At 64.4% G+C, this 24746-nt stretch carries 30 protein-coding genes; 18 read left to right on the forward strand and 12 right to left on the reverse strand.

Features of this window, described 5'->3' with window-relative positions:
- The 3 genes from FJ417_RS30010 to FJ417_RS30020 all read left to right on the forward strand — a co-directional run.
- The coding region (locus FJ417_RS30010; protein WP_246687596.1) for a class I fructose-bisphosphate aldolase at nt 1–501 on the forward strand (501 nt) is incomplete at its 5' end.
- 154 nt (nt 502–655) lie between these two features.
- The gene (locus FJ417_RS30015; protein WP_140785941.1) at nt 656–1390 is read left to right on the forward strand and encodes a thioredoxin family protein; all 735 of its coding nucleotides are present in this window, start codon (nt 656–658) and stop codon (nt 1388–1390) included.
- A 65-nt stretch (nt 1391–1455) separates the two neighbouring features.
- Nucleotides 1456–2190 carry an SGNH/GDSL hydrolase family protein gene (locus FJ417_RS30020; RefSeq protein WP_140785942.1) on the forward strand — a complete coding sequence of 245 codons (735 nt, stop codon included), beginning with the start codon at nt 1456–1458 and terminating at the stop codon, nt 2188–2190.
- A gap of 55 nt (nt 2191–2245) precedes the next feature.
- Here the strand turns inward: FJ417_RS30020 and FJ417_RS30025 are convergent, their stop codons facing one another.
- Nucleotides 2246–2407, reverse strand: a complete 162-nt coding sequence (locus FJ417_RS30025; protein WP_116397976.1) for a hypothetical protein — start codon at nt 2405–2407, stop codon at nt 2246–2248.
- Between the two features lie 204 nt (nt 2408–2611).
- Here FJ417_RS30025 and FJ417_RS30030 point away from each other — a divergent pair, with 204 nt between their 5' ends.
- The 3 genes from FJ417_RS30030 (at nt 2612) to FJ417_RS30040 (ending at nt 4132) form a co-directional block, all read left to right on the forward strand.
- On the forward strand, nt 2612–2776 hold the full coding sequence (locus FJ417_RS30030) for a hypothetical protein (protein ID WP_116397974.1): 165 nt from the start codon (nt 2612–2614) through the stop codon (nt 2774–2776).
- A gap of 207 nt (nt 2777–2983) precedes the next feature.
- Nucleotides 2984–3394 carry a hypothetical protein gene (locus tag FJ417_RS30035; RefSeq protein WP_181183336.1) on the forward strand — a complete coding sequence of 137 codons (411 nt, stop codon included), beginning with the start codon at nt 2984–2986 and terminating at the stop codon, nt 3392–3394.
- A gap of 18 nt (nt 3395–3412) precedes the next feature.
- Nucleotides 3413–4132 (forward strand): YafY family protein, encoded by a 720-nt coding sequence (locus tag FJ417_RS30040; RefSeq protein ID WP_091578656.1) that lies wholly within the window; start codon nt 3413–3415, stop codon nt 4130–4132.
- 108 nt (nt 4133–4240) lie between these two features.
- On the opposite strand, the gene FJ417_RS30045 is transcribed toward FJ417_RS30040, so the two are convergent.
- From FJ417_RS30045 to FJ417_RS30055, 3 genes are all read right to left on the reverse strand, one after another.
- Nucleotides 4241–4933 (reverse strand): DUF1013 domain-containing protein, encoded by a 693-nt coding sequence (locus FJ417_RS30045; protein ID WP_140645780.1) that lies wholly within the window; start codon nt 4931–4933, stop codon nt 4241–4243.
- A gap of 255 nt (nt 4934–5188) precedes the next feature.
- Nucleotides 5189–5329 (reverse strand): DUF1127 domain-containing protein, encoded by a 141-nt coding sequence (locus FJ417_RS30050; protein WP_095767350.1) that lies wholly within the window; start codon nt 5327–5329, stop codon nt 5189–5191.
- A gap of 298 nt (nt 5330–5627) precedes the next feature.
- Nucleotides 5628–6638, reverse strand: a complete 1011-nt coding sequence (locus FJ417_RS30055; protein WP_140785943.1) for an NAD(P)H-quinone oxidoreductase — start codon at nt 6636–6638, stop codon at nt 5628–5630.
- Between the two features lie 210 nt (nt 6639–6848).
- On the opposite strand from FJ417_RS30055, the gene FJ417_RS30060 reads away from it, so the two are divergent.
- The 3 genes from FJ417_RS30060 (at nt 6849) to FJ417_RS30070 (ending at nt 8680) form a co-directional block, all read left to right on the forward strand.
- Nucleotides 6849–7043 carry a DUF1192 domain-containing protein gene (locus tag FJ417_RS30060; RefSeq protein WP_140645782.1) on the forward strand — a complete coding sequence of 65 codons (195 nt, stop codon included), beginning with the start codon at nt 6849–6851 and terminating at the stop codon, nt 7041–7043.
- Between the two features lie 81 nt (nt 7044–7124).
- Complete coding sequence (locus FJ417_RS30065) at nt 7125–8372, forward strand: MFS transporter (protein WP_140645783.1); 1248 nt, start codon at nt 7125–7127, stop codon at nt 8370–8372.
- Nucleotides 8373–8404: 32 nt separating this feature from the next.
- The gene (locus tag FJ417_RS30070; protein WP_040985209.1) at nt 8405–8680 is read left to right on the forward strand and encodes a metalloregulator ArsR/SmtB family transcription factor; all 276 of its coding nucleotides are present in this window, start codon (nt 8405–8407) and stop codon (nt 8678–8680) included.
- A gap of 59 nt (nt 8681–8739) precedes the next feature.
- Here the strand turns inward: FJ417_RS30070 and FJ417_RS30075 are convergent, their stop codons facing one another.
- The 4 genes from FJ417_RS30075 to FJ417_RS30090 form a co-directional block, all read right to left on the reverse strand.
- A complete protein-coding gene (locus FJ417_RS30075) occupies nt 8740–9201 on the reverse strand; it encodes an SRPBCC family protein (RefSeq protein WP_140785944.1) in 462 nt (153 codons plus the stop codon).
- An 11-nt stretch (nt 9202–9212) separates the two neighbouring features.
- Nucleotides 9213–9548, reverse strand: a complete 336-nt coding sequence (locus FJ417_RS30080) for a metalloregulator ArsR/SmtB family transcription factor (RefSeq protein WP_140785945.1) — start codon at nt 9546–9548, stop codon at nt 9213–9215.
- A gap of 120 nt (nt 9549–9668) precedes the next feature.
- Complete coding sequence (locus FJ417_RS30085) at nt 9669–10325, reverse strand: glutathione S-transferase family protein (RefSeq protein WP_140785946.1); 657 nt, start codon at nt 10323–10325, stop codon at nt 9669–9671.
- A 90-nt stretch (nt 10326–10415) separates the two neighbouring features.
- The gene (locus FJ417_RS30090) at nt 10416–11249 is read right to left on the reverse strand and encodes an alpha/beta hydrolase (protein WP_140785947.1); all 834 of its coding nucleotides are present in this window, start codon (nt 11247–11249) and stop codon (nt 10416–10418) included.
- Nucleotides 11250–11337: 88 nt separating this feature from the next.
- On the opposite strand from FJ417_RS30090, the gene FJ417_RS30095 reads away from it, so the two are divergent.
- The gene (locus FJ417_RS30095; RefSeq protein WP_140785948.1) at nt 11338–11856 is read left to right on the forward strand and encodes a helix-turn-helix domain-containing protein; all 519 of its coding nucleotides are present in this window, start codon (nt 11338–11340) and stop codon (nt 11854–11856) included.
- 125 nt (nt 11857–11981) lie between these two features.
- Here the strand turns inward: FJ417_RS30095 and FJ417_RS30100 are convergent, their stop codons facing one another.
- From FJ417_RS30100 to FJ417_RS30110, 3 genes are all read right to left on the reverse strand, one after another.
- A complete protein-coding gene (locus FJ417_RS30100) occupies nt 11982–12383 on the reverse strand; it encodes a hypothetical protein (protein ID WP_042641631.1) in 402 nt (133 codons plus the stop codon).
- Between the two features lie 316 nt (nt 12384–12699).
- Nucleotides 12700–12882, reverse strand: coding sequence for a 50S ribosomal protein L32 (gene rpmF / locus FJ417_RS30105; protein ID WP_006203806.1), 183 nt, complete (start codon nt 12880–12882; stop codon nt 12700–12702).
- Between the two features lie 254 nt (nt 12883–13136).
- Nucleotides 13137–13844: a transglycosylase domain-containing protein gene (locus FJ417_RS30110; protein ID WP_181175322.1), complete on the reverse strand. Its 708-nt coding sequence runs from the start codon at nt 13842–13844 to the stop codon at nt 13137–13139.
- A 169-nt stretch (nt 13845–14013) separates the two neighbouring features.
- On the opposite strand from FJ417_RS30110, the gene FJ417_RS30115 reads away from it, so the two are divergent.
- The 4 genes from FJ417_RS30115 (at nt 14014) to FJ417_RS30130 (ending at nt 19247) form a co-directional block, all read left to right on the forward strand.
- Entirely contained in the window at nt 14014–14889 is an 876-nt protein-coding gene (locus FJ417_RS30115) for a polyprenyl synthetase family protein (protein ID WP_246677409.1), read from the forward strand.
- 244 nt (nt 14890–15133) lie between these two features.
- A complete protein-coding gene (locus FJ417_RS30120; protein WP_140645790.1) occupies nt 15134–15592 on the forward strand; it encodes a (2Fe-2S)-binding protein in 459 nt (152 codons plus the stop codon).
- 3 nt (nt 15593–15595) lie between these two features.
- Nucleotides 15596–16960 carry a cytochrome c gene (locus FJ417_RS30125; protein ID WP_140785949.1) on the forward strand — a complete coding sequence of 455 codons (1365 nt, stop codon included), beginning with the start codon at nt 15596–15598 and terminating at the stop codon, nt 16958–16960.
- Entirely contained in the window at nt 16953–19247 is a 2295-nt protein-coding gene (locus FJ417_RS30130) for a molybdopterin cofactor-binding domain-containing protein (RefSeq protein WP_140785950.1), read from the forward strand. The genes FJ417_RS30125 and FJ417_RS30130 overlap by 8 nt, the downstream gene beginning before the upstream one ends.
- A gap of 83 nt (nt 19248–19330) precedes the next feature.
- Here FJ417_RS30130 and FJ417_RS30135 read toward each other — a convergent pair whose 3' ends face one another.
- On the reverse strand, nt 19331–20224 hold the full coding sequence (locus FJ417_RS30135) for a LysR family transcriptional regulator (RefSeq protein WP_140785951.1): 894 nt from the start codon (nt 20222–20224) through the stop codon (nt 19331–19333).
- A gap of 105 nt (nt 20225–20329) precedes the next feature.
- On the opposite strand from FJ417_RS30135, the gene FJ417_RS30140 reads away from it, so the two are divergent.
- From FJ417_RS30140 to FJ417_RS30155, 4 genes are all read left to right on the forward strand, one after another.
- Complete coding sequence (locus tag FJ417_RS30140) at nt 20330–21064, forward strand: SDR family oxidoreductase (RefSeq protein ID WP_181183337.1); 735 nt, start codon at nt 20330–20332, stop codon at nt 21062–21064.
- Nucleotides 21065–21127: 63 nt separating this feature from the next.
- Nucleotides 21128–22024, forward strand: a complete 897-nt coding sequence (locus FJ417_RS30145; RefSeq protein ID WP_140785953.1) for an SDR family oxidoreductase — start codon at nt 21128–21130, stop codon at nt 22022–22024.
- 27 nt (nt 22025–22051) lie between these two features.
- Nucleotides 22052–22270 carry a 4-oxalocrotonate tautomerase family protein gene (locus FJ417_RS30150; protein WP_140645795.1) on the forward strand — a complete coding sequence of 73 codons (219 nt, stop codon included), beginning with the start codon at nt 22052–22054 and terminating at the stop codon, nt 22268–22270.
- 142 nt (nt 22271–22412) lie between these two features.
- Nucleotides 22413–24746 (forward strand): response regulator, encoded by a 2334-nt coding sequence (locus FJ417_RS30155; RefSeq protein WP_140785954.1) that lies wholly within the window; start codon nt 22413–22415, stop codon nt 24744–24746.

Here is a 24746-nt window from a genome sequence, read left to right on the forward strand (position 1 = left end):
TCGTTGACGCTTTGTACGGTCTTTGCGCCGACATCGAGGATCATGCCGTCGGCCGGCACGTCCGAGATGGCGACGCTGGTCAAGCTCTATGACGAACTCTATGCGGCGCGCGTCGTGCTGGAAGGCTCGATCCTGAAGCCCAATATGGTCATCTCGGGCAAGAAATCGGGCAAGACCGACAGCCCGGAGGAAATCGCCGAGAAGACGATCAAGCTATTCCGCGAAGTGGTGCCGGCGGCGGTGCCGGGCATCGCCTTCCTCTCCGGCGGCCAGGAGGACGAGGAGGCGACCGCCAACCTCAACGCCATCAACGCCATCGGGCCGCATCCGTGGAAGCTGACCTTCTCCTATGGCCGCGCGCTCCAGGCCGCGCCGCAGAAGGCGTGGAGCGGCAAGGCCTCGAACGTTGCCGCCGGCCAGGCCGCCTTCACCCACCGCGCGCACATGAACCATCTGGCGGCGCTCGGGAAATGGCAGCCGGCGCTGGAAAAGGCCGCGTGACGCCATCCCTTCCAATAAACAGCAAGGGCCCGGGTATAGCCCGGGCTTTTGCTTTTTACGGGCACCGTTCCTACCTGATGCAGCGAAACGGCGGCGGCGATGTCGGATCGCGCCCATGTCGAACGTCCTTGGCAGGAGAGGACAGGAGATGGTCATGCATCGCAATGCCGTGGTTTCGCGCGAGGACTGGTTCGAGGCGCATCGCAAGCATCTGGAACGCGAGAAGGAACTGACACGGTTCCGCGACCTTATCGCTGCCGAACGGCGACAGTTGCCGTGGTTCAAGCTGCGCAAGGATTATGTCTTCGAAAGCGAAGCGGGACCGAGGCGCCTAGGCGACCTGTTCGCCGGCAACAGCCAGCTGATCGTCTACCATTTCATGATGACGCCGGGTTGCGATCACCGTTGCCAGGGCTGCTCGTTCCTCGCCGACCATATCGACGGCGCCAACCAGCATCTAAAGCATCATGACGTCTCCCTGGTCGTCGTCTCGCGCGCGCCGCTCGCGGAAATCCTGCCTTACAAGCGGCGCATGGGCTGGAAGTTCGACTGGGTGTCGTCCTACGCGTCCGATTTCAACTTCGACCTGCAGGTCTCCTTCACCGACAAGCAGATCGCCGCAGGCGAAACCACCTACAATTTCGAGAAGCGTCCGTTGCGGTCGAAAGACCTGCCGGGCACCAGCGTCTTTTATCGCGACGGCAATGGCGACATCTTCCTCACCTTCCTGTCGCGGGCCCGCGGCGGCGACGCGCTGATCGGGGCCTATCATTATCTCGACATGACGCCCAAGGGCCGCGACGAGGCCGGTCCGTATCACAACCTGATGGACTGGGTGCGCCTGCACGACGAATACCAGGACAAGGACCGGCCGGACTGCTGCGCGTGAACGGCATCGTTCACGTCAGCCCAAACATGCGCTAATGGCTTGCGGGTCACGCCAACGGAACCGCCATGCAGCGCCTGCTTGCCCTTCTCACCTGGCTCGCTTTCCCGGTCTATGTCTGGCAGGGCCTCGGCGTGCGCCGGCGCACCACGCGCATGCTGCCCGCGCGAGGCCCGGTCCTGCACGAGATACCAGGCAAGGCGCCGCCCATCGCCTTGCTGGTCCTGGGCGACTCCTCGGCAGCGTCGGTCGGGATCGAGCAATCCGAATACGGGCTTGCCGCACAGCTTGCCGGCCTGATCGCCGAACGCGCCGGCAGCGCCGTGCGCTGGCGCGCCGCCGGCTTCAATTCGGCGACATCCGGCCAGATCCGCGATTATGTCCTGCCCAACCTGTCGGCCGATCATTGGACCCATATCGTGCTCGCCATCGGCACCAACGACACCAAGAACTTCCACTCCGTGCCGCGCTTCAAGAAGGAGTTCGGCGGCCTGCTCTACGCGCTGCGCGCCAAATGGCCGGAAGCGCGTGTCGTGTGGTCGCCGGTGCTGGAATTCACCCGCTCGCCGGCAATGCCGCCATTGCTCGGCAGGATTCTCGAGATCCGCGCCACGGAAATGAACCGCATGGGCGTGCGGCTCTGCAACGAGCGCGGCGCCATTGCCGCCGCGCGCCTGCCGATCACCGATGCCGAGGTCGGCTTCGCCTCCGACGGATTCCACGCTTCCGAAGCAGGCTATCGCGCCTGGGCGGAGCATCTGCTGGATTTCGTGCTGGGTGGTGAAGCGAGCAAGGTAAGTTGAGCTTCAGGTCAGGACACGCCACTCGCAGGCCGTCCTCGCCTGAATATGGACAGACCTACGCCCAGTGCCCAAGCACCGCCGCAAGCGAGATCGCGGCCATGGCCAGCAGCGCCAGCTTCCAGAAATCGCCACGCCGCTTCAGCCCGGGCCATCCCAGCGGCTTGATGACCTGGATCAGCATGATGCCGATGATGACAAGGGCGAGCAGTTTCGTCATGCCGCCTTTGACCAGCAATGCCGATGCCTGTCAAAGCCGTTCTTAAGGCACGCTTCGTGCCGACCATTCCTGACAGAACCGGCTTCATTTGAACTCTGCGAGGGGCACCGCACCGCCTTCTTCGGCACCCTGTCAACCTCCTGACAGACTGCTGTCAGGAGGGGTGTGAGATACTCTCCTCATCGAAAAGAGAGGAGTGAGGTCATGAACGGTTTTACCATTCTGCGCAGCGTGCAGCACTATGTCGGCAGGATCCGCACCGTGCGCAACGAGATCCGTACCCAGCGTTTCCTGAACACCTTGCCGGCGGACATCCGCAAGGACATTGGTTGGCCGGACCTTTACACGGGCCGCGTGCGCGAAAACTGAAATTTTGCCGCCGCGACTTGGATTGTGGCGGCACCGCGCCCAGATGTAATGGCAGCCAGTGATGTTGCGTTCAGGGAAGAAGCCTTTGTTTGCCGGTAGCTTCGCCGCAGCCTCCTGACAGGATGTTGTCAGGAGGCATGCGGTAGTTGGAGCAGCTTCGATCCTGACAGCAACGAACACGAACCGACGATCCGGACCAATCCGCGTATGGTGAAAAGCTGGAACGACAGGCTGAACACGCCAGGCATCAACGGCATCAAGCCGTCGCCGCGCACGGTCGGCGATGTCGTCGAGGGCCAGTCGATGCTGGTGCCGACCGCGCGCCAGGTCGACGACTTCATACGCTCGATTCCTGAAGGGGTCGAAATGGATGTTCGTGCGTTGCGTACCGCTCTGGCGATCGAGCACGGCGCCGAAGTGACATGCCCGGTGACGATCGGCTATCATCTGCGCACCGTTGCCGAAGCCGCTCACGAGGACCTCGAGCGCGGCATGGCGCTGGGCGACGTCGCGCCCTTCTGGCGTGTGCTGGATGCTGGGACGCCGACCACGGGCAGATTGTCCTTCGGAGCGAAATTCGTTGCCGCGCAACGCAAGCGCGAAGGGCTCAAGCCATAAACCCCGGGGGAGAAATCGATGCGCCGCGCCGACAGGCTTTTCCAGATCGTGCAGCATTTGCGGGGTGGCCGGCTGGTCACCGCGCAGAAGCTCGGCACGTGGCTCGAGGTTTCCGAGCGTACCATTTATCGCGACATAGCCGACCTGCAGTCGACCGGCGTGCCGATCGACGGCGAAGCGGGCGTCGGCTACATGATGAGGGAGGGTTTCGACCTTCCGCCGCTGATGTTCACGCGTGACGAGATCGTGGCGCTGGTGGCCGGCGCCCGCATGGTGCGCGCCTTTGGCGGCGCGGCAATGGCGAGGGCCGCCGACGAGGCGCTGGTCAAGATCGGCGCGGTGCTGCCCGATGCCGAGAAGGATCGCATCGCCCGCACCGAGATCCACACGCCGATGTGGGTGGTGAGCGACGCCGCGCGCGAGGCCATCGACTTGATCGAGCGCGCCGTCGAGAAACGCCAGGTGCTGACCATCGACTATTCCGACGAGGCCGGCCGCGGCACCGCGCGCGACATCAGGCCGCTCGGCCTGTGGTTCTGGGGCAAGGTCTGGACCCTGGTCGCATGGTGCGAGATGCGCGACGATTTCCGCGCTTTCCGCATCGACCGCATCGCCTCGGTCGTCATCGCCGGCCGTATCTTCAAGCCGGAGCGCGGCAAGCAGCTCGCCGATTTCTACCGCGCCGTCGAGCGCTCAGAGGATTACGGCATGGCGCCCGACCGCGCCGCGCGGACGTGACTTCCTCCCAAGCCATTGTCCAACAGAAAAGCCCGCTCGAAGCGGGCTTTTTTGTTGGGTTCGTGGATACCGCCGCTCAAAAAGCGTGCAGCAACCGCACCGCGACGACTACTCGTCGTCCGCATCCTCGTTCTTCGACTTGAGCGCCGAAAGCTTGGCGAAGACGGCGTTGGCGTCCAGCTCCTGGTCTTCGTCCTTCGGCTTCTCGGGCGCGGGCACCAGCCGTTCGGTGAGCGCCGCGGGCAGCAGCGTGTCGCCGACGGGCTGCGCCGGCTCGCGGCCGCGCGAGGCGCGATTGACTTCGAGGTCGAGGTCGATCTGCGAGGTAAGGCCGAGCGTCACCGGATCCATCGGCTGCAGGTTGGCCGAATTCCAGTGCTTGCGCTCGCGGATCTGCTCGATCGTCGACTTGGTGGTGCCGACAAGACGCGAGATCTGCGCGTCCTTGAGTTCCGGGTGGTTGCGCACCAGCCACAGGATGGCGTTCGGCCGGTCCTGGCGTTTCGACAGCGGCGTGTAGCGCGGGCCCTTGCGTTTCGATTCAGGCACTCGCACCTTCGGCTCCGACAGCTTCAGCCGGTAGTTGACGTCCTTCTCGCCGCGCGCGATCTCGTCGCGCGTCAGCTGGCCGGTGATGATCGGGTCCATGCCCTTGATGCCCTGCGCCGACTCGCCGTCGGCGATCGCCTTGACCTCGAGCGGATGCAATCCGCAGAACTGCGCGATCTGCTCGAAGGAGAGCGCGGTGTTGTCGACCAGCCAGACGGCGGTCGCCTTGGGCATCAGCAGCGAATTGGCCATATCAAAAATCCTTCTCGTTCGCCCGCGTTCCCGCGCGGGCGGTGGTTTTAGAGCCACCAAAATGGGAAATTCGCGGCCTGTATAAACGCTCCCTCCAATTTTCGCAATGTTTTTGGGAAGGGGCCGATTCACAGCCCTAGAAAGACAAAACCCGCTGGACGAGGTCCAGCGGGCTTGGAACCGGAAACAAAGCAAGCGTCTCGACGGCTCTGGCTTGCATGCCGCAGCCCGGCCTTGCGGTCGGGCTGCGTCTGATTACACCGCCTGACGGGCGATACGCTCGATGTCGGCACGGTTGATGCCGAGGTCGCTCAGCTGGCGGGCATTGAGCTTGTTCAATTCACGCACGGTCTCGTTGTACATGCGCCACTTACGGAAAGCACTGATCGGGTTCATTTTGGTTCTCCAGTCGTTTGGTCAAATCGTTTGATGACGCGTAAATAGGCACTCCTGCCCACAAATTGAACGGACGCTTTTGCATGGCCGCAATGCGTTTTGTGCATTGCAGCATTAAGGCTTCGTTCAGCTTGTCGCTAAGGGAGGGCGCGGAGCCAGGATAGGTCGAGATTCAGGTCAGGCCGAGCCGAGAACAATGGCTTCCGAGAACCGGAGCGGAGCGTACTTTAGTATGTGAGCACCGGAAGCACAGAAAGCCATTATTCGCAGGCCGGCCTCACCTGAATATCGGCCCATCCTAGCCGACGTCGAGGACGATCTTGCCAATATGCTCGCCCTCTTCCATCCGTTCATGCGCCCGCCAGGCTTCGGTCAGCGGAAAGATCGTGTCCATCACGGGCGCAACCTTGCGCGTGCCGAGCAGCGGCCACACCTGGGCCTCCAGCGCGGCGGCAAGCGCCGCCTTGAATTCGACGGTGCGCGGGCGAAGTGTCGAGCCGGTATGGGTCAGGCGCTTGACCATAAGCGTTGCGAAATTGGTGCTTGCGACGGCGCCGGCCTGCACCGCGATCTGGACGATGCGCCCCTCGACGGCCGCCGCCTCGTAGTTACGCGCGACATAGTCGCCGCCGACCATGTCGAGAATGACGTCGGCGCCCTTCCTGTCGGTCGCGTCCTTCACCGCGGCGACGAAATCCTCCTCGCGGTAGTTGATGGCCCGGGCGGCGCCGAGCTTGAGGCAGGCGTCGCATTTCTCCTTGCTGCCGGCGGTGGTGATCACAGTGGCGCCGAATGCCGAGGCGAGCTGGATGGCGGTGGTGCCGATGCCGGACGAGCCGCCATGGACGAGCAGCGTCTCGCCCTTCTTCAGGCCGCCGCGCTCGAACACATTGTGCCAGACGGTGAAATAGTTCTCCGGCACGGCGGCGGCTTCCGAATAGGTGAAGCCGGCCGGGATCGGCAGCACGCTGCCGGCATGGACCTTGACATATTCGGCATAGCCGCCGCCTGGCGTCAGCGCGCAGACCCGGTCGCCGATGCGCCAGCGCGATATCTCGTCGCCGAGTGCCGCGATTTCGCCGGCCACCTCGAGACCGGGCAGGTCCGAGGCGCCGGGCGGCGGTGGATAGGCGCCCTTGCGCTGTTGCACGTCCGGCCGGTTGACCCCGGCGGCGTGCACACGGATCAGCACCTCGCCGGGGCCGGGCACCGGCACGTCGCGCGTTTCCGGCTTGAGCACCTTTGGCCCGCCCGGTTGCGAGATCGCGATGGCCGTCATATTTGCCGGAATCTTCTGCCCGTTTGCCATGGCTTGCCGTCTCCTTATGTCGATCTGTCGTCGGCCGTTTGCATCGGCGCCCCTGCTTGGAACGTTTTGACGTCGGATAACGCCGAACCGCTCCAACTCTTTGTTCTTGCGCAATTCCGGACGGAAAACCGCTACGCACTTTTCCTGGAATTGCTCTATGTATGCTGATTGTCAAATCAGGCAAATGGCCAAGTAAGGGAGGAGCGACGGATGGCGATCTTCGACGACGAACCCAGGAAGAAGCCGCGCCCGCACGAGATCGGCCAGGACCTGTCGCTGCTGTCCGTGGACGAATTGTCCGAGCGCATCGCATTGCTGCGCGACGAGATCGCCAGGCTGGAAGCCGAGCGCACCGCCAAGGGCGCCACCAAATCCGCCGCCGAGTCGCTGTTCCGCCGCGGATAAATTGTTCGGCGTGCTCGCTCGCCGCCGAAAAGCCCGAATACATCTGTCTTCAGACCCTGCGTCTCGAACCCGGATCAAGCGATGTTTGCAACCTACAGACCGATCCTCTCGCTGCTGCGCGGCACGGCGTTCCTGCTCGCCGCGTCCGGCCTGCACGGCCTGCTCTTGCCGCTGCGCGGCCAGGTGGAGGGTTTTTCGACCGCATCGCTCGGCCTGATGGGCACGGCCTGGGCGGGCGGCTTCGTCGCCGGCTGCTTCTTCGCGCCGCGTCTCGTGCGCCGCGCCGGCCATGTCAGGGCTTTCGGCGCCTTCGCCGCGTCGGGCGCGATCATCGCGCTGCTCACCGGCCTCATCATCGACGAATATGTCTGGATCCTTTTGCGTGCCTTCACCGGCTTCACCATGGCCGGCGCCTTCATGGTGATCGAGAGCTGGCTGAACGAGAAGGCCACCAACGAGAACCGCGGCACCGTCTTTGGCCTCTACATGATGGTCACCTATGCTTCGATCATGGGTGGCCAGATGATCGTCGCCGGCGGCGATGTGCGGTCGGCCTCGCTGTTCATGATCACCGGCATCCTGTTTTGCCTGTCGCTCATTCCGACGGCCGTGTCGACGCAGTCGCATCCCAAGCCCCTGCAGGACGTCAAGCTCGACGTCAAAGGCCTCTACGCCAATTCGCCGGTGTCGGCGGTGGCCTGCCTCCTGATCGGCATCGCCAACGGCGCCTGGGGCACGCTGGGTGCCGTCTATGGCGCGCGTGTCGGCATATCGACCGCCGAGATCGCGCTGATGATGAGCCTGGTGGTCATTTCCGGTGCCGCCATGCAGCTACCGGCCGGGCGCCTGTCGGATACGACCGACCGCCGCTTCGTGCTGGCCGGCGCGGCCTTCGGCGCGGCCCTGGTCGCGGTGCTGATCTTCCTGATCGCGCCGCGTTCGGGCGTCTTCATCATCGTGATGACCGCAGCCTATGGCGCGTTCGCCTATACGCTCTATTCGATCGCTGTCGCGCATGCCAACGACCACGCCCGCTCCGAGGACTTCGTCAAGGTTTCCGGCGGCCTGCTCCTGCTCTACGGCTTCGGCACGATGATCGGCCCGCTTTTGGCCGCGGCCTTGATGGGTTCGGTGCGTCCGGAGGGGCTTTTCCTGGCAACGGCGCTCGCGCATCTCAGCCTTGCCGGCTACACGCTGCTGCGCATCCGCGCCCGCGCGCCGGTGCCGATCGAAAACCGCGATGCCTTCAAGACGCAGCCCGCGGACCGCGCGGTCACGCCCGAGGCCACGCGGCTCGATCCGCGCAGAAAGGTTGAAACCAATAGTTGAGATTCGCAAGACTTTGCCTCACAAATAAAGGCATGATGTTTTCTGACGCCTTCGTGGCGATAGCCGATCCCAACCGGCGCTATCTTTTGGAAGAACTCCGGCGCGGCCCGAAGACGGTGAACGAATTGGCGGCCGGGTTGCCCGTCTCACGCCCTGCGGTCTCCCAACATCTGAAGGTCCTGCTCGACGCCGGCCTGGTCAATGCCAAGGCCGAAGGCACGAGGCGCGTCTATGCCGTCAGCAGCGCCGGCTTCCTCAGGCTCAACATCTGGCTCGACCAGTTCTGGGAAACGGCGCCGGGAGAGTGATTCGAGGGGCGTCGAGCCGCAGGCGCGCGACAAGGTGATCGTGCTCTAGACACAGGGACTCAGTTCGCCGCCAGGGCTGCGCCGAGTGCGTCGAGCAGTTCGCGGGTGCCGTGCTCGCGGGTGGCCGGCGTATCGATGCCGTCGAAGAAGGCGCCCTGCTCCGTCAGGATAAGCCGCGTACCCTTGCCTTCGGGGACAAGCTCGATCGTCGCGAGCGAAACCGAGACCCGGGTTTCGCCGAACAAGAGCTCATAGCTGTAGACGATGCGCCGGTTGGGCACGATATCCTGATAGACCGCGTTGTAGAAATGCATCTGCCCATCGCTGGGACAGCCGGCATTCACCTCCTTGCCGCCAACGCGAAAATCCATCTCATGCCGGCTGGGCATGGGGTTGTCGGGATCGACGAACCAGCGCTTCTTGGCGGCCGGATCGCTCAGCGCGAAATAGACCTTCTCGGGCGCCGCCGGGTAGACGCGTTCGATGACGAAGGTGGAATGGACGACGGATCGTTCGCTCATGACGGGACCCTTCAGGTTTCATCCTTGGTTTCGGCGAGGAAATCGCCGAGGCGGTCGAGCCGGCGCTCCCAGGCGAGCCGCCGCTCGTTGATCCAGCGCTCGGCGGCCCGAAGCGCCTGCGGTTCGATCCGGCAGGTGCGGACCCGGCCAAGCTTTTCGGTCCTCACCAGGCCGCTCGCCTCGAGCACGTTGAGATGCTGGACGACGGCCGACAATGACATCGCCAGCGGTTCCGCCAGCTGGCTGACCGACGCCGGCCCGCGCGACAGCCGATCCACCATCTGCCGCCGCGCCGGATCGGCGAGCGCCTGGAACATCAGATCGAGCTGGGCGGTATCGTGCAGCATCGCGCTCTAGAGCATGATGCCGAAAAGTGTGAAGCGGTTTTCGGACGACATCATGCTCTATCTCTTTGATTTAGAGACGGATTCAGATTTCAGGTCGATTCGACCTGAAATCATCCGGCTCTAGCCGTTGTTGTAGGGGAAGAACTTGAAATAGGGCTGCGCTTCCTCGATGACGCGGGCGAAGGACGGACGCGCGAGCAGCCGGTCGTGGTAGCGCTTCACCGCCGGAAACTTGTCGCCGAACGGCTCGACCTTGTTGGCATAGAACAGCGCCGGCGACGCGGCGCAGTCGGCCATCGTGAAGGTCTCGCCCACCGCCCAGGTCTTGCCCTGCATGTCCTCTTCGACGATGGCGTAGGAATTGCGCAGCTGCGCCCGGCACTCCTCGACGCCGAACGGATCGGTCTTGTCCTTTGGCCGCAGCCTGTCGCCGACGATTTTCTGCATCGGATGCTGCACGTAGAAATCGTAGAAGCGGTCGGCCTGGCGGACCTGCAGGGCGAGATCGATAGTGGCGGGAACGAGCTCGACCGGCCCCGGATAATGCGCGGCGAGATATTCGATGACGATGGTCGATTCCAGCACCGTGCGGCCCCGCGCATCGTCACGCAGCGCCGGCATCTTGCCGGTCGGCGACACCTTCAGGAAGGCGGCGCGGGAGGCCTCGTCGCCGAGGTCGACAATCACCGGTTCGAAAGGCGTGCCGTTCTCGTAGAACGCGATCAGCGGCTTCCAGCAGAACGAGGCCAGCGGGTGGAAATGCAGCGTCAGGGACATTCCGGCTCTCTTTCGCGTTCGGCCGTTGGACAATACTGAAGTGATCACTTCACTATTGTCCCAGGCGGCTTGAGTCAAGGCGGCTTCTCGTCAGCGCTGCCCGTGAGCGGCGATAGCTTCGACGATTTGAGGCCAGTCGTTGCGGTGCAGTTCATGGCCGCCGCCTTCGACCTTGACCAGTCTTGCGCCGGGAACGGCCTTGGCCAGCGCTTCGCCATGCTCGATCGGGAAGAGCGGGTCGGCGCTGCCGTGGATGACGAGCAGCGGCGCGCGAAGATCCCGCACCGTCCGCTGCGGGCCGCCGCCCTTGAGCAGGAAATGGTTGGTCGCGCTGGCGAGACCGCCGGAGCGATCGTAGTCCGCCTCGATCATCGCGCGCGTCCGTTCCTCGTCGAACGGATGGCGCGTGCTGGCAATCGCGCGGGCGTCCTTGACCATGAAGTCGAGCACCTGATCCCTGTTCGACCAGTCGATATCGGCGCCTTGGGCCGAATGTTCCTTATAGGCTTCGCTCGTCCCGGGCAGGCCGGATGTGTCGACGCCGAGCGGCGAAGAAGAGATCACAGTGAGCGCGCCGACGCGTTCGGGATATTTCAGCGCGACGCTCTGCGCAAGCATGCCGCCCATCGACATGCCGGCGACATGCGCCCTGGCAATGCCATGGTCATCGAGCACGCGCATGGCATCGTCCACCATGTCCTCGAACGCATAAGGCGGCGCGCCCGGCGGATATTTGGTCGACAGGCCGGTATCGCGGTTGTCGTAGCGGATGACGAAGCGGCCGCGCCCGGCAAGTTGCCGGCAGAAGGCTTCGGGCCACCACGACATCGAGGCCATGGCGCCCATGATCAAAAGGATCGTCGGATCTTTCGAACTGCCAAAGGTCTCCGAAACGATGTCGGGGCGCTGCGCTGCGGTGGTCATCTGCTCCTCCAATCTGATTGCATTTTGCAATCGGTTGCAGGATAATTAAACCGATATCATAATGCAACTGGTTTTTCTGGAGACTGCCATGAGCATCGACCGTCGGTCCGGCTGCCCGATCAATCTGTCGCTCGAAGTGTTCGGCGACCGGTGGAGCCTGATCATCCTGCGCGACATGATCTTCGGCGGAAAACGCCATTTCCGCGAGTTGCTCAACGGCTCGATCGAAGGCATCGCCTCCAACATCCTGGCCGACCGGCTGAAGCGGCTGATGCAGCTCGGGCTTCTGACCAAGGCCGACGACCCCAGTCACAAACAGAAGGCGATCTACAGCCTGACCGAGATGGCGATCACGCTGGTGCCGATCATGGCGCAGCTCGGCGCCTGGGGACGCGTCTGGCTGCCGGTTACGGAAGAATTGTCGATCCGCGCCGAGCTGCTCGAAAAGGGCGGCCCGCCGCTATGGGAGCGATTCATGGACGAACTGCGCCACGAGCATCTGGGCATGCCTTCGAAGACGCCGCCGGGCACGCCCACCGTGCGCCAGCAACTGCGCGCTGCCTACGAGGCAGTCGTCGCGCGAAAGGCTGAGGCTGCGGCAGGTTGAGACGCGGCGAAGAGGCTCGTCATTCCAGGGCGAAGCAGGAGCGAAGCGACGCGGCGCAGACCATAGAATGACGATCCGATCAACGTGTTTCGCCAATCACGAAGTCATGCTTCCGCGCTGTATCCCTAGTTCAAATTGATATCGCGGCTCGCCGACCGCATCGACACCGAGAAGCCGGCCAGCACGTCGAACAGGGCGATGATCATCAGCGTGAAGAAGACGGAGTGCGCCGCGCCCTTCACCAGCAGGAATTCGACCAGGAAGGCGATGAAGACCAGCGTCGACAAAAGATGGTCCAGGATCGAGGCATTGGTCGTGCGCACCGATTTCGAGATCTCGATGAACAGGAAGATCAGCCCGATCAGCACCATCAGGTCGCCGAGCGTCATCGAGAACACGCCGCCCGACATCATGCGGAAGGAGAACATCTCGGTCATCCACGGATCGTCGCCGCCGCCGAACAATCCGAGCAGGCCGAGATTGTAGAGGACGAAGGGCACGATCAGCAGCGGGATGGCACCGAACATCTGGGCGACTCCAATGGGGCACCCTTTTGTAAAATCCGCCGCAGGCGCGCCGTCAAGGGTTTTCACCGGCGGCGGCGAACACGCTCTAAGACCTAATGAAATAACGATGTCAGCCGGTTGTTCGGCTGAAATCGTGCCATCATCTCACGCGCGAACGACCCTTAGCGCTTGAAATAGACAAGAGACGGCTCAGGGCCGCGCGGGCGCGAAGTCAAGTCGTGCCGATTTCGGGTCGGCCGCCGCGCCATGAGGTCGCCAAAACAAAAAGACCGGCCACGGGCCGGTCTTTTGAAACGTCATGAACCTTGGAAGCTTCTCAGCTTTCCTTCGGCTCCAGAACCTGGCGGCCGCGATACATGCCGGTCTTCAGGTCGATATGATGCGGGCGGCGCATTTCACCGGAATTCTTGTCCTCGACATAGGTCGGGGCCTTGAGCGCGTCGGCCGAGCGGCGCATGCCGCGCTTCGACGGAGAGGTTTTTCTTTTTGGAACGGCCATGGATATGCTCCACTACATGGTCAAAATGCCCCGGCAACCCTCGCGAAAGGGCCGCATCGAGGCCATAATCTGAGAAAGTCGGGTGCGTATACACGCCTTGCGCCGTTTTGGCCAGCGCTGGCCGCGAATTTTTTTGAGCCGGCGGCGCTTCGCTTGGATCGCGACGCCGTTTTGTTGAAACGCCGTCATGATCCAAGTCTTCGTTGGGAGCGTGATCTTTTCCGAAACCGGTTCCCACTTTTCGGGATCACGCTCTAATCCAGGCAGCCCACATACGCACCCGACCTGCTCGCGCGCCGCTCGATCAGCGAGGCCAGCCGCCGCAGGCCCGGCCCCGGCTTGGCGGGATTGCGCGCGATCGGGTTGGGCAGGCTGACGGCAAGCAGCGCCGCCTGCCTTCGCGACAACTGCTTGGCCGAGACGCCGAAATGGTGTTGGGCGGCTGCCTCGATGCCGTAGATGCCCGGCCCCCATTCGGCGATGTTGAGATAGATTTCCATGATCCGCCGCTTCGACATCACCGCATCGAAATAGACGGCCAGCGGCAGCTCGACGACCTTGCGCACGCTGCCCAATGGCCGCGACCACAGGAAAAGGTTCTTCACCGTCTGCATGGTGATGGTGGAGGCTCCGCGCGTCGCCTCGCCGGCCAGCGCGTCGTCGACCACGCCGCGCAATTCGCCGAGATCAACCCCGCGGTGGAAGCAGAACTGTCCGTCCTCCGACATGATCACCGAATGCGCCAGCACCGGCGCCACGTCGTCGATCGACACCCAGCGCCGGTCGTAGCCGGAAAAAGTCACGAGGTCCTTCAGCATCAGCGTCGAGACCGGATGCACGAAGGGCGGCAGGTAGAGGAAGGTGAGCACGACCGGGATGGCCGCCAAAACGATGGCGACGACCAGGCAACGCCGGCCAAGCCGCTTGAGACCGGCGCGGTTCAGGCGCCGACGTCGCGCCATGTCCAGCCCTTCGCTTTCATATTCGACGATCGGTTCCGTCAAGCCGCCCCACCCGTGCCTCGCCTCCTCCGGCATAAAGGCGCGAGCCTGCTTGCGCAATGTCTGAGTGTCGGCTACCGCTCCGGCCATGAGCAAAGACGACCAGATCGCCTTCGAATCCGCGCTTTTCATGCGTGCCGCCGCGGTCGAGACCGAGCTGCGGCGGATCCTCGACGCGCGTCCGCTCACCAGTGAGATCGCGCGGCCTGAGCGCCTGATGGCGGCGATGCGCCACGGCGTGCTCAACGGCGGTAAGCGGCTGCGGCCTTTTCTGGTCCTGGAAAGCGCCGCGCTGTTTTCGACCGAGAACGAGGCCGCACTCCGTGTCGCGGCAGCGCTGGAATGCGTGCATTGCTATTCGCTGATCCATGACGACCTGCCGGCCATGGACGACGACGATCTGCGGCGCGGCCAGCCGACGGTGCACAAGGCCTTCGACGAGGCGACCGCGATCCTCGCCGGCGACGCGCTGCTGACTTTGGCCTTCGATATCATCGCCGACGAAGCGACCATGCTGTCGGCCGAGCGTCGCGGCACCCTCGTTCTCGCACTTGCCCGCGCGGCCGGCGCCGGCGGCATGGTCGGCGGCCAAATGCTGGACCTCGAAGCCGAGCGCGAACGGCCGGACGAGGCCGGCATCATCACGCTGCAGGCGATGAAGACCGGCGCGCTGATCCGCTTCGCCTGCGAGGCCGGCGCGATCGTCGCCGGCGCGCCTCCAGCCGACCGCGAGAGGCTGGCCGAGTTCGGCTCGGCGATCGGCCTTGCCTTCCAGCTCGCCGACGACCTGCTCGACCTGACCGCCGACGCAAAGCAGATGGGCAAGGCGACGAATAAGGACGCCGCCGCCGGCAAGGCGACGCTTGCCGCGCTGCACGGAGCCGACTGGGCGCGCGGCCAGCTCCACGGCCTTATCGACCAAGCGCATGCGTTGCTCGAGCCCTATGGCGAGCAGGCGGAATTGCTGAAAGCCGCCGCGACATTCGTCGCGACGCGGAGCAGCTGAGCGGCCGGTTTGCTGGCTCAGGATCGCGCATCGAACGGCTCCGGCAGGTTTCAACGTCAGCCGTGCGGCCGTCGAAGCCGCCGCCTCTAACTTCCCGATAGACACTCTTTTGCCCGGACCAGCTGGGCCGGCGATGCCTTAAATGTGATCCGGCGGATCCCTACCTGCCGGGCTCCGGTCCCCTACCCTTTTGGCAAAGACGTTCCGCCGTTGCGTGGACTTCATTCCGATCAGGGAGGGTGCGGTGCTCACTCTTACAATCAACGGACAATCGCGCGACGTCGATGTGCCGGAAGACATGCCGCTTCTATGGGTGCTGCGCGACCATCTCAACCTGGTCGGCACCAAATATGGCTGCGGTGTCGCGCAGTGCGGCGTCTGCACGGTGCATGTCGGCGGCAAGCCGGTGCGGTCGTGCCAGCTCTCCGTAGGTGACGTCGGCACCCGCGCCGTCGTCACCATCGAGGGGATCGGCAGTACGCCCAACGGCGCCAAGGTTCAGCAGGCCTGGATGGAAGCCGCGGTGCCGCAATGCGGCTATTGCCAGGCCGGCCAGATCATGTCGGCGACGGCGCTGCTCGATGCAAACCCGCAACCCGACGACGCCGACATCGATGCGGCGATGGCCGGCAATCTGTGCCGCTGCGGGACCTATATCCGCATCCGCGGCGCCATCAAGAACGCCGCCGCCAAATCGGCCTGACCCATGAAGCGAGCCGTCGGCATCCTCATCGCGATCATTGTCGTCGCCGGGCTTGGCTTCGCCGGCTGGCTTGTCCTTGGCCGCAACCCGCTTGCGTTTGCCGGCGGCTCGACCGTGGCCCTGGCGGATTATCATGACGCCACCGTCACCGGCGTTCCGGCCGAACTTGCCAGCGCCGATCTGGTAAAGCGCGGCGCGTATCTCACCCATGCCGCCGACTGCCAGGCCTGTCACACCACGCCGGGCGGCGCGCCCTTCGCCGGCGGCTTCGCTTTCAACATGCCGTTCGGCACCATCTATTCCACCAACATCACGCCGGACAAGCAAACCGGCATCGGCAATTACAGCGACTCCCAGTTTTTGGCGGCGGTGCATCGGGGCGTTCGCGCCGACGGCGAAAAACTTTACCCTGCCATGCCCTATGCCTCCTACGCCTTGATGACGGATGCCGACGCTCTCGCCATCAAGGCGTATCTGTTCACGCTGGCGCCGGTGAACGCGCCGGCGAAGCCGAACCAGCTGTCGTGGCCCTTCAACCAGCGTGGCCTGATCGCGCTCTGGAACGTGGCGTTCAATCCCGACCGGCGCTTCCGCCCCAACACCGGCCAGAGCCCGCAATGGAACCGGGGCGCCTATCTCGCCGAGGCGATGGGCCATTGCGGCGAATGCCACACGCCGCGCAACCTCGCCTACGGGCTCGACAATCACGGCAAGTTCTCGGGCGCGCTGACCGCCGGCTGGCGCGCTTACAACATCACCGGCGACAAGAATTCCGGCATCGGCGACTGGAGCGACGACGACCTCTATGCCTATCTCTCCACCGGCCATGCCAATGGTCATGGCGGCGCCGCAGGCCCGATGGGCGAGGCCGCCGACGACAGCCTGAGCTATCTGGTGCCGGACGATACGCATGCGTTAGTCGCCTATCTGCGCAGCATTCCGGCCCATGCCAGCGACCTGCCCCGCACCGTCACCACGGCAGCACCGGCCTCCTATAAGGAAGGCGTGGTGGCCGACGCCAATGCGCGCGGCGAAAAGATCTTCGCCGGCGCCTGCGCCTCATGCCACGACTGGACCGGCGTCAGCCCGGTGACCGGCTTTGCCACGCTGACCGGCGTGCGCGCGGTGAACGATCCCAGCGCCACCAATGTCGCGCAGACCGTGATCAACGGCGTCAGCCGCAAGACCGCCGACGGCAGGATCTTCATGCCGGCCTTCGGCGAGGGCTATTCCGACGACGACATCGCTGCCGTCGCCAATTACGTCACCGCCCGCTTCGGCGCCAAGGGCGCGCATCTGACGGCCAAGGACGTGGCCGTGCTCAAAGAGCAGGCGGCGCAGCAATCGAAAGAGGCTCCCAATGGCTGAAACGCATTTCGCCCAGTCCGACGCCTATCTCTCTGCCCTGCTCGACGAGGTCCATTCGGTCAGCGCCGCCAAGGCGGCAATGACGATGGGGCGGCGCACCTTCTTCAAGCTGACCGGGGCAAGTGTCGCAGGACTGGTGCTGGGCTTCCATATCGGCGACGCGGCATTCGCGGCCGGAGCGGTCGACGGCGACGCAGCGGCCGCCAACGACCAGGCGATGAATGCTTTCATCCGCATCGCGCCGGACAACACGGTCACCATCTATTCGAAATGTCCGGAAATCGGCCAGGGCATCAAGACCTCGTTCGGCGTGATCATCGCCGACGAACTCGACGCCGACTGGAACCATGTCGTCATGGAGCAGGCGGACATCAATCCCAAGGTTTATGGCGGCCAGGGCGCGGGCGGTTCGACCTCGATCCCGCGCGCGTGGAACCAGTTGCGCCAGGCCGGCGCGGGTGCCAAGGCGATGCTGGTCGCCGCCGCGGCTCAGGCATGGAGCGTGGATGCCTCGCAGATCACGGCGCAGGCCTCGATGCTGACGCACGCCGCCAGCGGCCGGTCCGCAACCTATGGCTCGTTGGCGGCAGCGGCGGCGAAAATGCCGGTGCCCGATCCGAAGGGCCTGAAGCTGAAGACCCGCGCCGAGTACCGGCTGATAGGCAAGCGCTTTCGCGGCGTCGATGACCCCAAGGTGGTCACCGGCAAGCCGCTGTTCGGCATCGATGTCCAGCGTCCCGGGATGGTCTATGCCACCTATGCCAAATGCCCGGCGGCAGGCGGCAAGGTGAAATCCTTCAACGTCGACGAGATCAAGCGTCAACCCGGCGTGCTCGACGCCTTCGCAGTCGAGGGCACGGGCCTGGCGGTCGAGGTGATGCCGGGCGTCGCCATCGTCGCCAGGGACACCTGGAGCGCCTTCCAGGCCAAGGACAAGCTCGAGGTCGACTGGGACCTCAGCGAAGCGTCGAACGACTCCTCCTCGCGCTTCTCGGCCGATGCGCAAAAGCTCGCTAACAATTTCCCGCAGAAGACCGACGACAATGTCGGCGACGTGGACAAGTCCTTCGCCAATGCCGCCAAGACCGTCGAGGCCTATTACGAATATCCCTTCGCTGCCCATGTGCCGCTGGAGCCGATGAACACCACGGCGCACTGGCATGACGGCATCATGGAGCTGTGGGTGCCGACCCAGCAGCCGGATCGTGGCCTGCCGCTGATCGGCAAGGTTGCCGGCATTCCGCCTGAAAAGGTCGTCATGCACCAGACCCGCGTCGGCGGCGGTTTCGGGCGGCGGCTGGTCAACGACTATGCCTGCGAGGCGGCGACGATCGCGCTGAAGGTCAACGCGCCGGTCAAGCTGCAATGGACCCGCGAGGACGATTTCGCCCACGACTTCTACCGGCCCGCCGGCTACCACCAGTTCAAGGGCGCGATCGACAACGGCGGCAGGCTCGACGCCTGGCGCGAGCACTTCATCACCTTCACCGCCGACGGCAAGAAAGAGGCCTCGGGCGCCAACCTGACCGACAATCTCAGATATTCCATCAAGGCGCCCAACCTGCGCCGCGCAAAGACGATGTTTCCCCTAAAAATCCCGACCGGCGCCTGGCGCGCGCCGGGCGACAATGCGCAGGTCTTCGCCGCGCAGAGCTTCATGCACGAATTGTCGCTTGCCTCGGGGCGCGACCATGTCGAGTTCCTGCTCGACGCGGTCAACCGCGACGTGCCCGAACTGGCGCCCAAGGACCAGAGCGTCAATTTCAGCCCCAGGCGGGCGACCGACGTCATCAGGATGTGCGCGCAGAAAGCTGGCTGGGGAAAGACGTTCGCCAAGCGCAGCGGGCTCGGACTTGCCTGGTGCTATTCGCATGCCGGCCATGTCGCGCAGGCCGTCGAGCTTGGCGTCGACACCGACAAGCGGATCAGGATAAACCGTATCGTGGTTGTGCTCGACGTCGGCCCGATCATCGACATGGCGGGCTCCGAAGCCCAGGCGCAAGGCGCGTCCACCGACGCCCTCTCGACCGCGATGGGGCTCAAGATCAACATCGAGAATGGCCGTATCCGGGAACAGAACTACAACGCCTATCCGATCCTGCGCATGCCGTTCGCACCGATGACGATCGATGCCTATTTCATCCAGTCGGACAATCCGCCGACCGGCATGGGCGAGCCCGCTTTCCCGGCGCTGGCGCCGGCGCTCGGCAACGCGATCTTCGCCGCTACCGGCGAGCGTGTGCGCCGGCTGCCGCTGCGCGACCTGGGCTATTCGCTGGCGGCCTGAAGGATTGCCTTGTCTTCCCATCCCAGGGGAGTTGCATCGACAGGACAGTCGCGCCGTCGGCTGCCGGCCCCGGCCGATGATCCTCACAGCCTTGCCTCGGCGAAAATGCGCGATGCCCATTCCAGGAAGACGCGCAGCCGCGGCGCGAGCTGCCGGTTCTGCGGGTAGAGCGCCGACAGCGGCGTCGGCGTCGGCGGAAAATCCCCCAGAACCTCGACCAGCGTGCCGTCCGCGATATCTTTTTCCAGCCGATAGCGTGGCGCCTGCAGAAGCCCGAAACCCAGCCGCGCCAGATCGGCCGCGGTGTCGGAATTGTTGACCCGGACCCGGCCCGGCAGCGTGACCTGACGCACATTTGCGCCGATCGTGAATTCCAGCGGCAGCACCTCGCCTGTGCGTGAAGAGACGAAACCGACGGCCTGATGGCCCTCCAGCGCTTCCGGTGATGCCGGCACGCCGTGCCGCTTCAGATAGCTCGGGCTGGCGCAGGTGATTTCGCCGATCATCGCCAGCCGCCGCATGATCATGCCGCTGTCCTGCAGCTCGCCGGCGCGAATGACGCAATCGACGCCTTCGCGCACCAGGTCGACCAGCCGGTCGCCTTGGCCGATTTGCAGATCGATTTCGGGATAGCGGTCGAGGAACGCGGGCAATTGTGGCAGCAGGAACCTCTGCGTGAGCAGCGGATGCGCATCGATGCGTAGCAGGCCGCGCGGTTCGGCGCTGCGGAAGCCGGCCTCGGCGTCCTCCACCTCGCCCAGGATCGACAGGCAGCGCTCGTAATAGGCCTGGCCATCGAGTGTCGTGGCGACGTGGCGGGTGGTCCGGTCGAGCAGCCTCACGCCGAGATGGTCTTCCAACTGCTTCACCGCTTCGGTTGCGGTCGAGCGCGGCAGGCCGAGATCGGCCGCCGCGGCTGTGAAACTGCGCCGCTCCACCACGCGAACGAAGAGCCGCATCCCGTCGAGTCGATCCATGCCTCGATTGTTCGCCTAATCCGAATACTGCTGTCAATGGAGGGCTGATTATCCGGTTGGCGCGGCGATCTATATCCGCCCCACAACAACGAACGGAGATCGATCATGCAGAAAACAAGAACAGCGATCGTGACCGGCGCCTCGAGAGGCATCGGCGCGGCAATCGCCAAACGACTCGCCCGGGACGGCATCGCCGTCATCGTCAATTATGCGCGCGGCAAGGATGCCGCCGATGAGGTGGTTTCCGCCATCGAGGCCGCCGGCGGCACTGCCCTGGCCGTCCAGGCCGATATCGGCGACCCGGCCGGCATGGTCGCTTTGTTCGATGCGGCGGAAAAGGCCTTCGGTGGGATCGACATCCTCGTCAACAACGCCGGCATGATGAGGCTCTCGCCGGTCGCGGACACCGACGACGCGGCGTTCGAACGCCAGGTCGCCATCAATCTCGGCGGCCCGTTCCGCGGCATGCGCGAAGCTGCAAGGCGCCTGAAGGATGGCGGACGCATCATCAACTTTTCTTCAAGCGTCGTCGGCTTCTACCAGCCCGCTTACGGCGTCTATGCCGCGACCAAGGCCGGCGTCGAAGCCATGACGCATATCCTGGCCAAGGAACTCGGCCCGCGCCGCATCACGGTCAACGCAGTCGCGCCCGGTCCGGTCGACACGGAACTCTTCACCGACGACAAGAGCGCCGCGCAGATCGAAGCGATAACGAAACTCATCCCGCTCGGCCGCCTCGGCCAGCCCGACGACATCGCCGGGCTCGTCGCCTTCCTCGCCGGTCCCGACAGCCAATTGGTCAACGGCCAGGTCATCCGCGCCAATGGCGGCGCGATCTAGAGTAATTCCAGCAAAAGTGCGCAGCGGTTTTGCGTCCGGAATTGCACCAAGAAGGGATACACGATCATGCAGCAGACGATACTCATCACCGGCGCATCGAGCGGCTTCGGCGCCATGACGGCCGAGGCGCTCGCCAGGGCGGGTCACCGGGTCTATGCCTCGATGCGCGATCCGCAGGCGCGCGGCGGCACAGCCGTGGCCGAAGTCGAAAGGCTGGCGCGCGAGGAGAAACTGGCGATCCGCGCCATCGCGCTCGACGTGCTGTCGGAGGCCTCGATCGAGGCGGCCGTCGAAACCATCCTCGCGGAAGCCGGCCGCATCGACGTCGTCATCCACAATGCCGGCCATATGGTGTTCGGACCGACTGAAGCCTTCACGCCGGAGCAGTTGGCGGCGCTCTATGACGTCAATGTGCTGGGCACCCAGCGCGTCAACCGGGCTGTGCTTCCACACATGCGCGGGCTCGGCCGGGCTCTGATGATCTGGGTCGGGTCGAGCAGCACGCGCGGCGGCACGCCGCCATTCCTGGCGCCCTACTTCGCCGCCAAGGCGGGCATGGACGCGCTGGCGCAGAGCTACGCGCTGGAGCTTGCCCGTTTCGGCATCGAGACGACTGTCGTCGTGCCGGGCGCGTTCACCAAAGGCACGGAGCATTTCGCCCATTCCGGCAAGCCGGCCGACACCGGGCGCGCGGACGCCTATTGGTCGGGACCTTATGCTGGCGTCGACGACCAGGCGTTGAAGGGCCTTGCCCGGCTGGAGCCGGTCGATGCCGATCCCTCGAAAGTCGCTGAGGCCATCGTCGATCTCGTCGCGATGCCGCATGGCCGCCGGCCGTTCCGCGTCCATGTCGATCCTTCGGATGACGGGGCGACCATCGTCAACGGGGTCGCCGACCGCGTCCGGGCGCAGCTTCTTGAGCGCATCGGTCTTGCCGATCTTCTCCACCCATCGCTTTAGACCAACCAACCCGAAAGGACCCTAAAAATGCCCTTTGCCAACTTCAAGACGCCCGAAGCCGCCCTGACAAAGGCGCAGAAGGAAGAGCTCATTCACAAGACCACGCAGATGTTCGTCGACTATTTCGGCGAAGGCGTGCGCCCTTATACCATGGTGCTGATCGAGGAAGTCCGCGACGGCGGCTACGGCCGCGCCGACGAAGTCTTCGTTCTTCCCGACACCTACCGCGCCAAGGATAGGGTCTGATTTGAGCAAGGCGGGCCGCTTGCAGAGCGACCCGCCCGACTTGATCCGTCAACGCAGGCGATCTTGCCCCACCAACGAAATCTTAATGTAAATCAAGCGTAATCCCGACCATTAAAATTGTGCGTATGTGTTGGGGTTGCGCATGCCGGAATATTCTTCCTTCCTCCGGTCGATCCGGATCCGCTACATTTCGGGACTGCTGATCTTCGCGCTGGCCTCGGCCGCCGTCATGTTCGCGCTCAACCGTGTGAATTCGTACCGTCACGAGGTCGATGCCCTCAGCGGCAATTTCGTCATCTTCGCCCGCGATCTGCGCAACGCCACCAATTTCGCCGAGACGACCGGCACCGCCTGGCGCAGCGAGACACGCGACGCGTTGACGACCGCCGCGCGCGGCCATTCCGAACGCCTGATGGGCGAGATCGAGACACTGAACGGCCAGTTGGCGACGATCCGGCCGCGCCTGTCGAAGGGCACCGCCGACGCGCTCGAATCCGCAGCGGTGAACGGAGACCTGTTCTGGTCGGCGCGCGACATGGTGCGCAACTTCAACCTGATGTCGGTGGCCCAGAAGGTCGACGAATGGAGCTACCGCGAGATCCGCAACCAGAACGATCTCTTCGCCCAGCCGATGCTGGTGCGCGTACGCACCGCGCTCGACGACGAGCGGCATCTGGCCGACGCTTCCAGCGACCGGCTGCTGTTATGGGCGAGCGGCCTTTTGTTCGCAGTGCTAGCCATCGCCGCGGCTCTGATCTTCCGGCCGATGGAGAATGCGATCCGCCGCGCTTTCGCCGAGACCGCCGCATCTTTGTTCAAGGCCGAGGCCGCCGATCGCGCCAAGTCCGAATTCCTCGCCAATATGAGCCATGAGATCCGCACGCCGATGAACGGCGTGCTCGGCATGGCCGAGTTGCTCGCCAAGACGGAGCTGACGCCGCGCCAGAAGACCTTCACCGACGTCATCGTCAAATCCGGCAACGCGCTGCTGACCATCATCAACGACATCCTCGATTTCTCGAAGATCAATGCCGGCCAGCTGACGCTCGACCCCGCCCCCTTCCGTCTGGCGGAGGCGGTCGAGGATGTGGCGACGCTGGTGTCGGCACGCGTTGCCGAAAAGAACCTCGAGCTCATCGTGCGCGTCGACCCGCGCCTGCCGGCCTTCGTCGTCGGCGATGCCGGGCGCTTCCGCCAGATCGTCACCAACCTGCTTGGCAATGCCGTGAAGTTCACCGAGAAGGGCCATGTCCTGATCGATGTCGGCGGCGATGTCGTCGACGGCGTGGTCCAGCTCAAGGTCCGCGTCGAGGACACCGGCATCGGCATTCCGGCCGAAAAACTGCAAAGCGTGTTCGAGAAATTCGCCCAGGTCGACGGCTCCTCGACCCGCCGCCATGAAGGCACCGGCCTTGGCCTGGCGATCGGCGCGCGGCTTGTCGACCTGATGGGCGGCAAGATCGGTGTCGAAAGCGAGATCGGCCGCGGCTCCGTGTTCTGGTTCGCCGTGCCGCTGCCGGCGCACGACCAGCAGTCGCGCGACGATTTGGTACCCGTCGACGTCACCGGCGCAAGGGTGCTGGTCATCGACGACAATCCGGTCAACCGCGAGATCCTGCTGGAACAGCTCAGAAGCTGGAGCTTCGACTGCGCCGCCGCCGAAAGCGGCGCCGTCGGCCTCGCTTTCCTCGACCGCGCCTGCCAGCTCGGCGCCTCGGTCGACTGCATTATCCTCGATTACCAGATGCCCGGCATGAACGGCGCCGATGTCGCCAGAGCCATCGCCGCCGACACCCGCCTCTCCTCCATCCCAGTCGTGCTGCTCACCTCGGTCGACCAGGTCGATTTCGGCAGGATGGTGATCGATTTCGGCATTGTCGCGCATCTCACCAAGCCTGCGCGTTCGGCGGTGCTGCTGGGCACCGTGATCTCCGCTATCCAAAAGGCGCGCACGCAAGGCGCCAAGGCGCATTTCGTGCGCGAGCCGGCCGCGGCCCAAGCGGCTCCGCCGGCCTTCACCGTCATCCGCGGCCCGGCCGTTCCGGTCCCGGCCGCGCCGGAATCGACGGCAGCGCCGAGCGGCCCGATCGACATCCTGATCGCCGAGGACAATGACGTGAACCAGCTGGTCTTCGGCCAGATCCTCAACGGTTTCGGTCTCAGCTACCGCATCGCCGGCAATGGCCGCACCGCGGTCGAGATGTACCGCTCGCTGCGCCCGCGCCTGGTGCTGATGGACGTCTCCATGCCGGAGATGAACGGCTATGAGGCGACCCGCGCCATCCGTGCGATCGAACAGCAGAACGGCGATCGCACGCCGATCATCGGCGTCACCGCGCATGCGCTCAAGGGCGACCGCGAAAAATGCATCGAGGCCGGCATGGACGACTATCTGCCCAAGCCTGTCTCGCCCGACCGCCTCGGCGCCAAGATCGGCACTTGGCTCAGCGAGACCGTGGCGGCGAAGACGGCTTGA

This window comes from Mesorhizobium sp. B3-1-7 (assembly GCF_006439385.1).
In the GTDB taxonomy this organism is placed as follows: Bacteria; Pseudomonadota; Alphaproteobacteria; order Rhizobiales; family Rhizobiaceae; genus Mesorhizobium.

Coding starts and splice junctions, on each gene's coding strand:
- FJ417_RS30135 (WP_140785951.1), bottom strand. CDS start 20,224: ATGGATCGACTCGACGGGATGCGGCTCTTCGTTCGCGTGGTGGAGCGG.
- FJ417_RS30130 (WP_140785950.1), top strand. CDS start 16,953: ATGGCTGAAACGCATTTCGCCCAGTCCGACGCCTATCTCTCTGCCCTG.
- FJ417_RS30095 (WP_140785948.1), top strand. CDS start 11,338: ATGAGCATCGACCGTCGGTCCGGCTGCCCGATCAATCTGTCGCTCGAA.
- FJ417_RS30035 (WP_181183336.1), top strand. CDS start 2,984: ATGGTGAAAAGCTGGAACGACAGGCTGAACACGCCAGGCATCAACGGC.
- FJ417_RS30100 (WP_042641631.1), bottom strand. CDS start 12,383: ATGTTCGGTGCCATCCCGCTGCTGATCGTGCCCTTCGTCCTCTACAAT.
- FJ417_RS30150 (WP_140645795.1), top strand. CDS start 22,052: ATGCCCTTTGCCAACTTCAAGACGCCCGAAGCCGCCCTGACAAAGGCG.
- FJ417_RS30090 (WP_140785947.1), bottom strand. CDS start 11,249: ATGACCACCGCAGCGCAGCGCCCCGACATCGTTTCGGAGACCTTTGGC.
- FJ417_RS30155 (WP_140785954.1), top strand. CDS start 22,413: ATGCCGGAATATTCTTCCTTCCTCCGGTCGATCCGGATCCGCTACATT.
- FJ417_RS30060 (WP_140645782.1), top strand. CDS start 6,849: ATGGCGATCTTCGACGACGAACCCAGGAAGAAGCCGCGCCCGCACGAG.
- FJ417_RS30125 (WP_140785949.1), top strand. CDS start 15,596: ATGAAGCGAGCCGTCGGCATCCTCATCGCGATCATTGTCGTCGCCGGG.
- FJ417_RS30025 (WP_116397976.1), bottom strand. CDS start 2,407: ATGACGAAACTGCTCGCCCTTGTCATCATCGGCATCATGCTGATCCAG.
- FJ417_RS30055 (WP_140785943.1), bottom strand. CDS start 6,638: ATGGCAAACGGGCAGAAGATTCCGGCAAATATGACGGCCATCGCGATC.
- FJ417_RS30045 (WP_140645780.1), bottom strand. CDS start 4,933: ATGGCCAATTCGCTGCTGATGCCCAAGGCGACCGCCGTCTGGCTGGTC.
- FJ417_RS30075 (WP_140785944.1), bottom strand. CDS start 9,201: ATGAGCGAACGATCCGTCGTCCATTCCACCTTCGTCATCGAACGCGTC.
- FJ417_RS30030 (WP_116397974.1), top strand. CDS start 2,612: ATGAACGGTTTTACCATTCTGCGCAGCGTGCAGCACTATGTCGGCAGG.
- FJ417_RS30110 (WP_181175322.1), bottom strand. CDS start 13,844: ATGGCGCGACGTCGGCGCCTGAACCGCGCCGGTCTCAAGCGGCTTGGC.
- FJ417_RS30015 (WP_140785941.1), top strand. CDS start 656: ATGCATCGCAATGCCGTGGTTTCGCGCGAGGACTGGTTCGAGGCGCAT.
- FJ417_RS30140 (WP_181183337.1), top strand. CDS start 20,330: ATGCAGAAAACAAGAACAGCGATCGTGACCGGCGCCTCGAGAGGCATC.
- FJ417_RS30070 (WP_040985209.1), top strand. CDS start 8,405: ATGATGTTTTCTGACGCCTTCGTGGCGATAGCCGATCCCAACCGGCGC.
- FJ417_RS30065 (WP_140645783.1), top strand. CDS start 7,125: ATGTTTGCAACCTACAGACCGATCCTCTCGCTGCTGCGCGGCACGGCG.
- rpmF (WP_006203806.1), bottom strand. CDS start 12,882: ATGGCCGTTCCAAAAAGAAAAACCTCTCCGTCGAAGCGCGGCATGCGC.
- FJ417_RS30085 (WP_140785946.1), bottom strand. CDS start 10,325: ATGTCCCTGACGCTGCATTTCCACCCGCTGGCCTCGTTCTGCTGGAAG.
- FJ417_RS30040 (WP_091578656.1), top strand. CDS start 3,413: ATGCGCCGCGCCGACAGGCTTTTCCAGATCGTGCAGCATTTGCGGGGT.
- FJ417_RS30050 (WP_095767350.1), bottom strand. CDS start 5,329: ATGAACCCGATCAGTGCTTTCCGTAAGTGGCGCATGTACAACGAGACC.
- FJ417_RS30080 (WP_140785945.1), bottom strand. CDS start 9,548: ATGCTGCACGATACCGCCCAGCTCGATCTGATGTTCCAGGCGCTCGCC.
- FJ417_RS30115 (WP_246677409.1), top strand. CDS start 14,014: ATGCGTGCCGCCGCGGTCGAGACCGAGCTGCGGCGGATCCTCGACGCG.
- FJ417_RS30020 (WP_140785942.1), top strand. CDS start 1,456: ATGCAGCGCCTGCTTGCCCTTCTCACCTGGCTCGCTTTCCCGGTCTAT.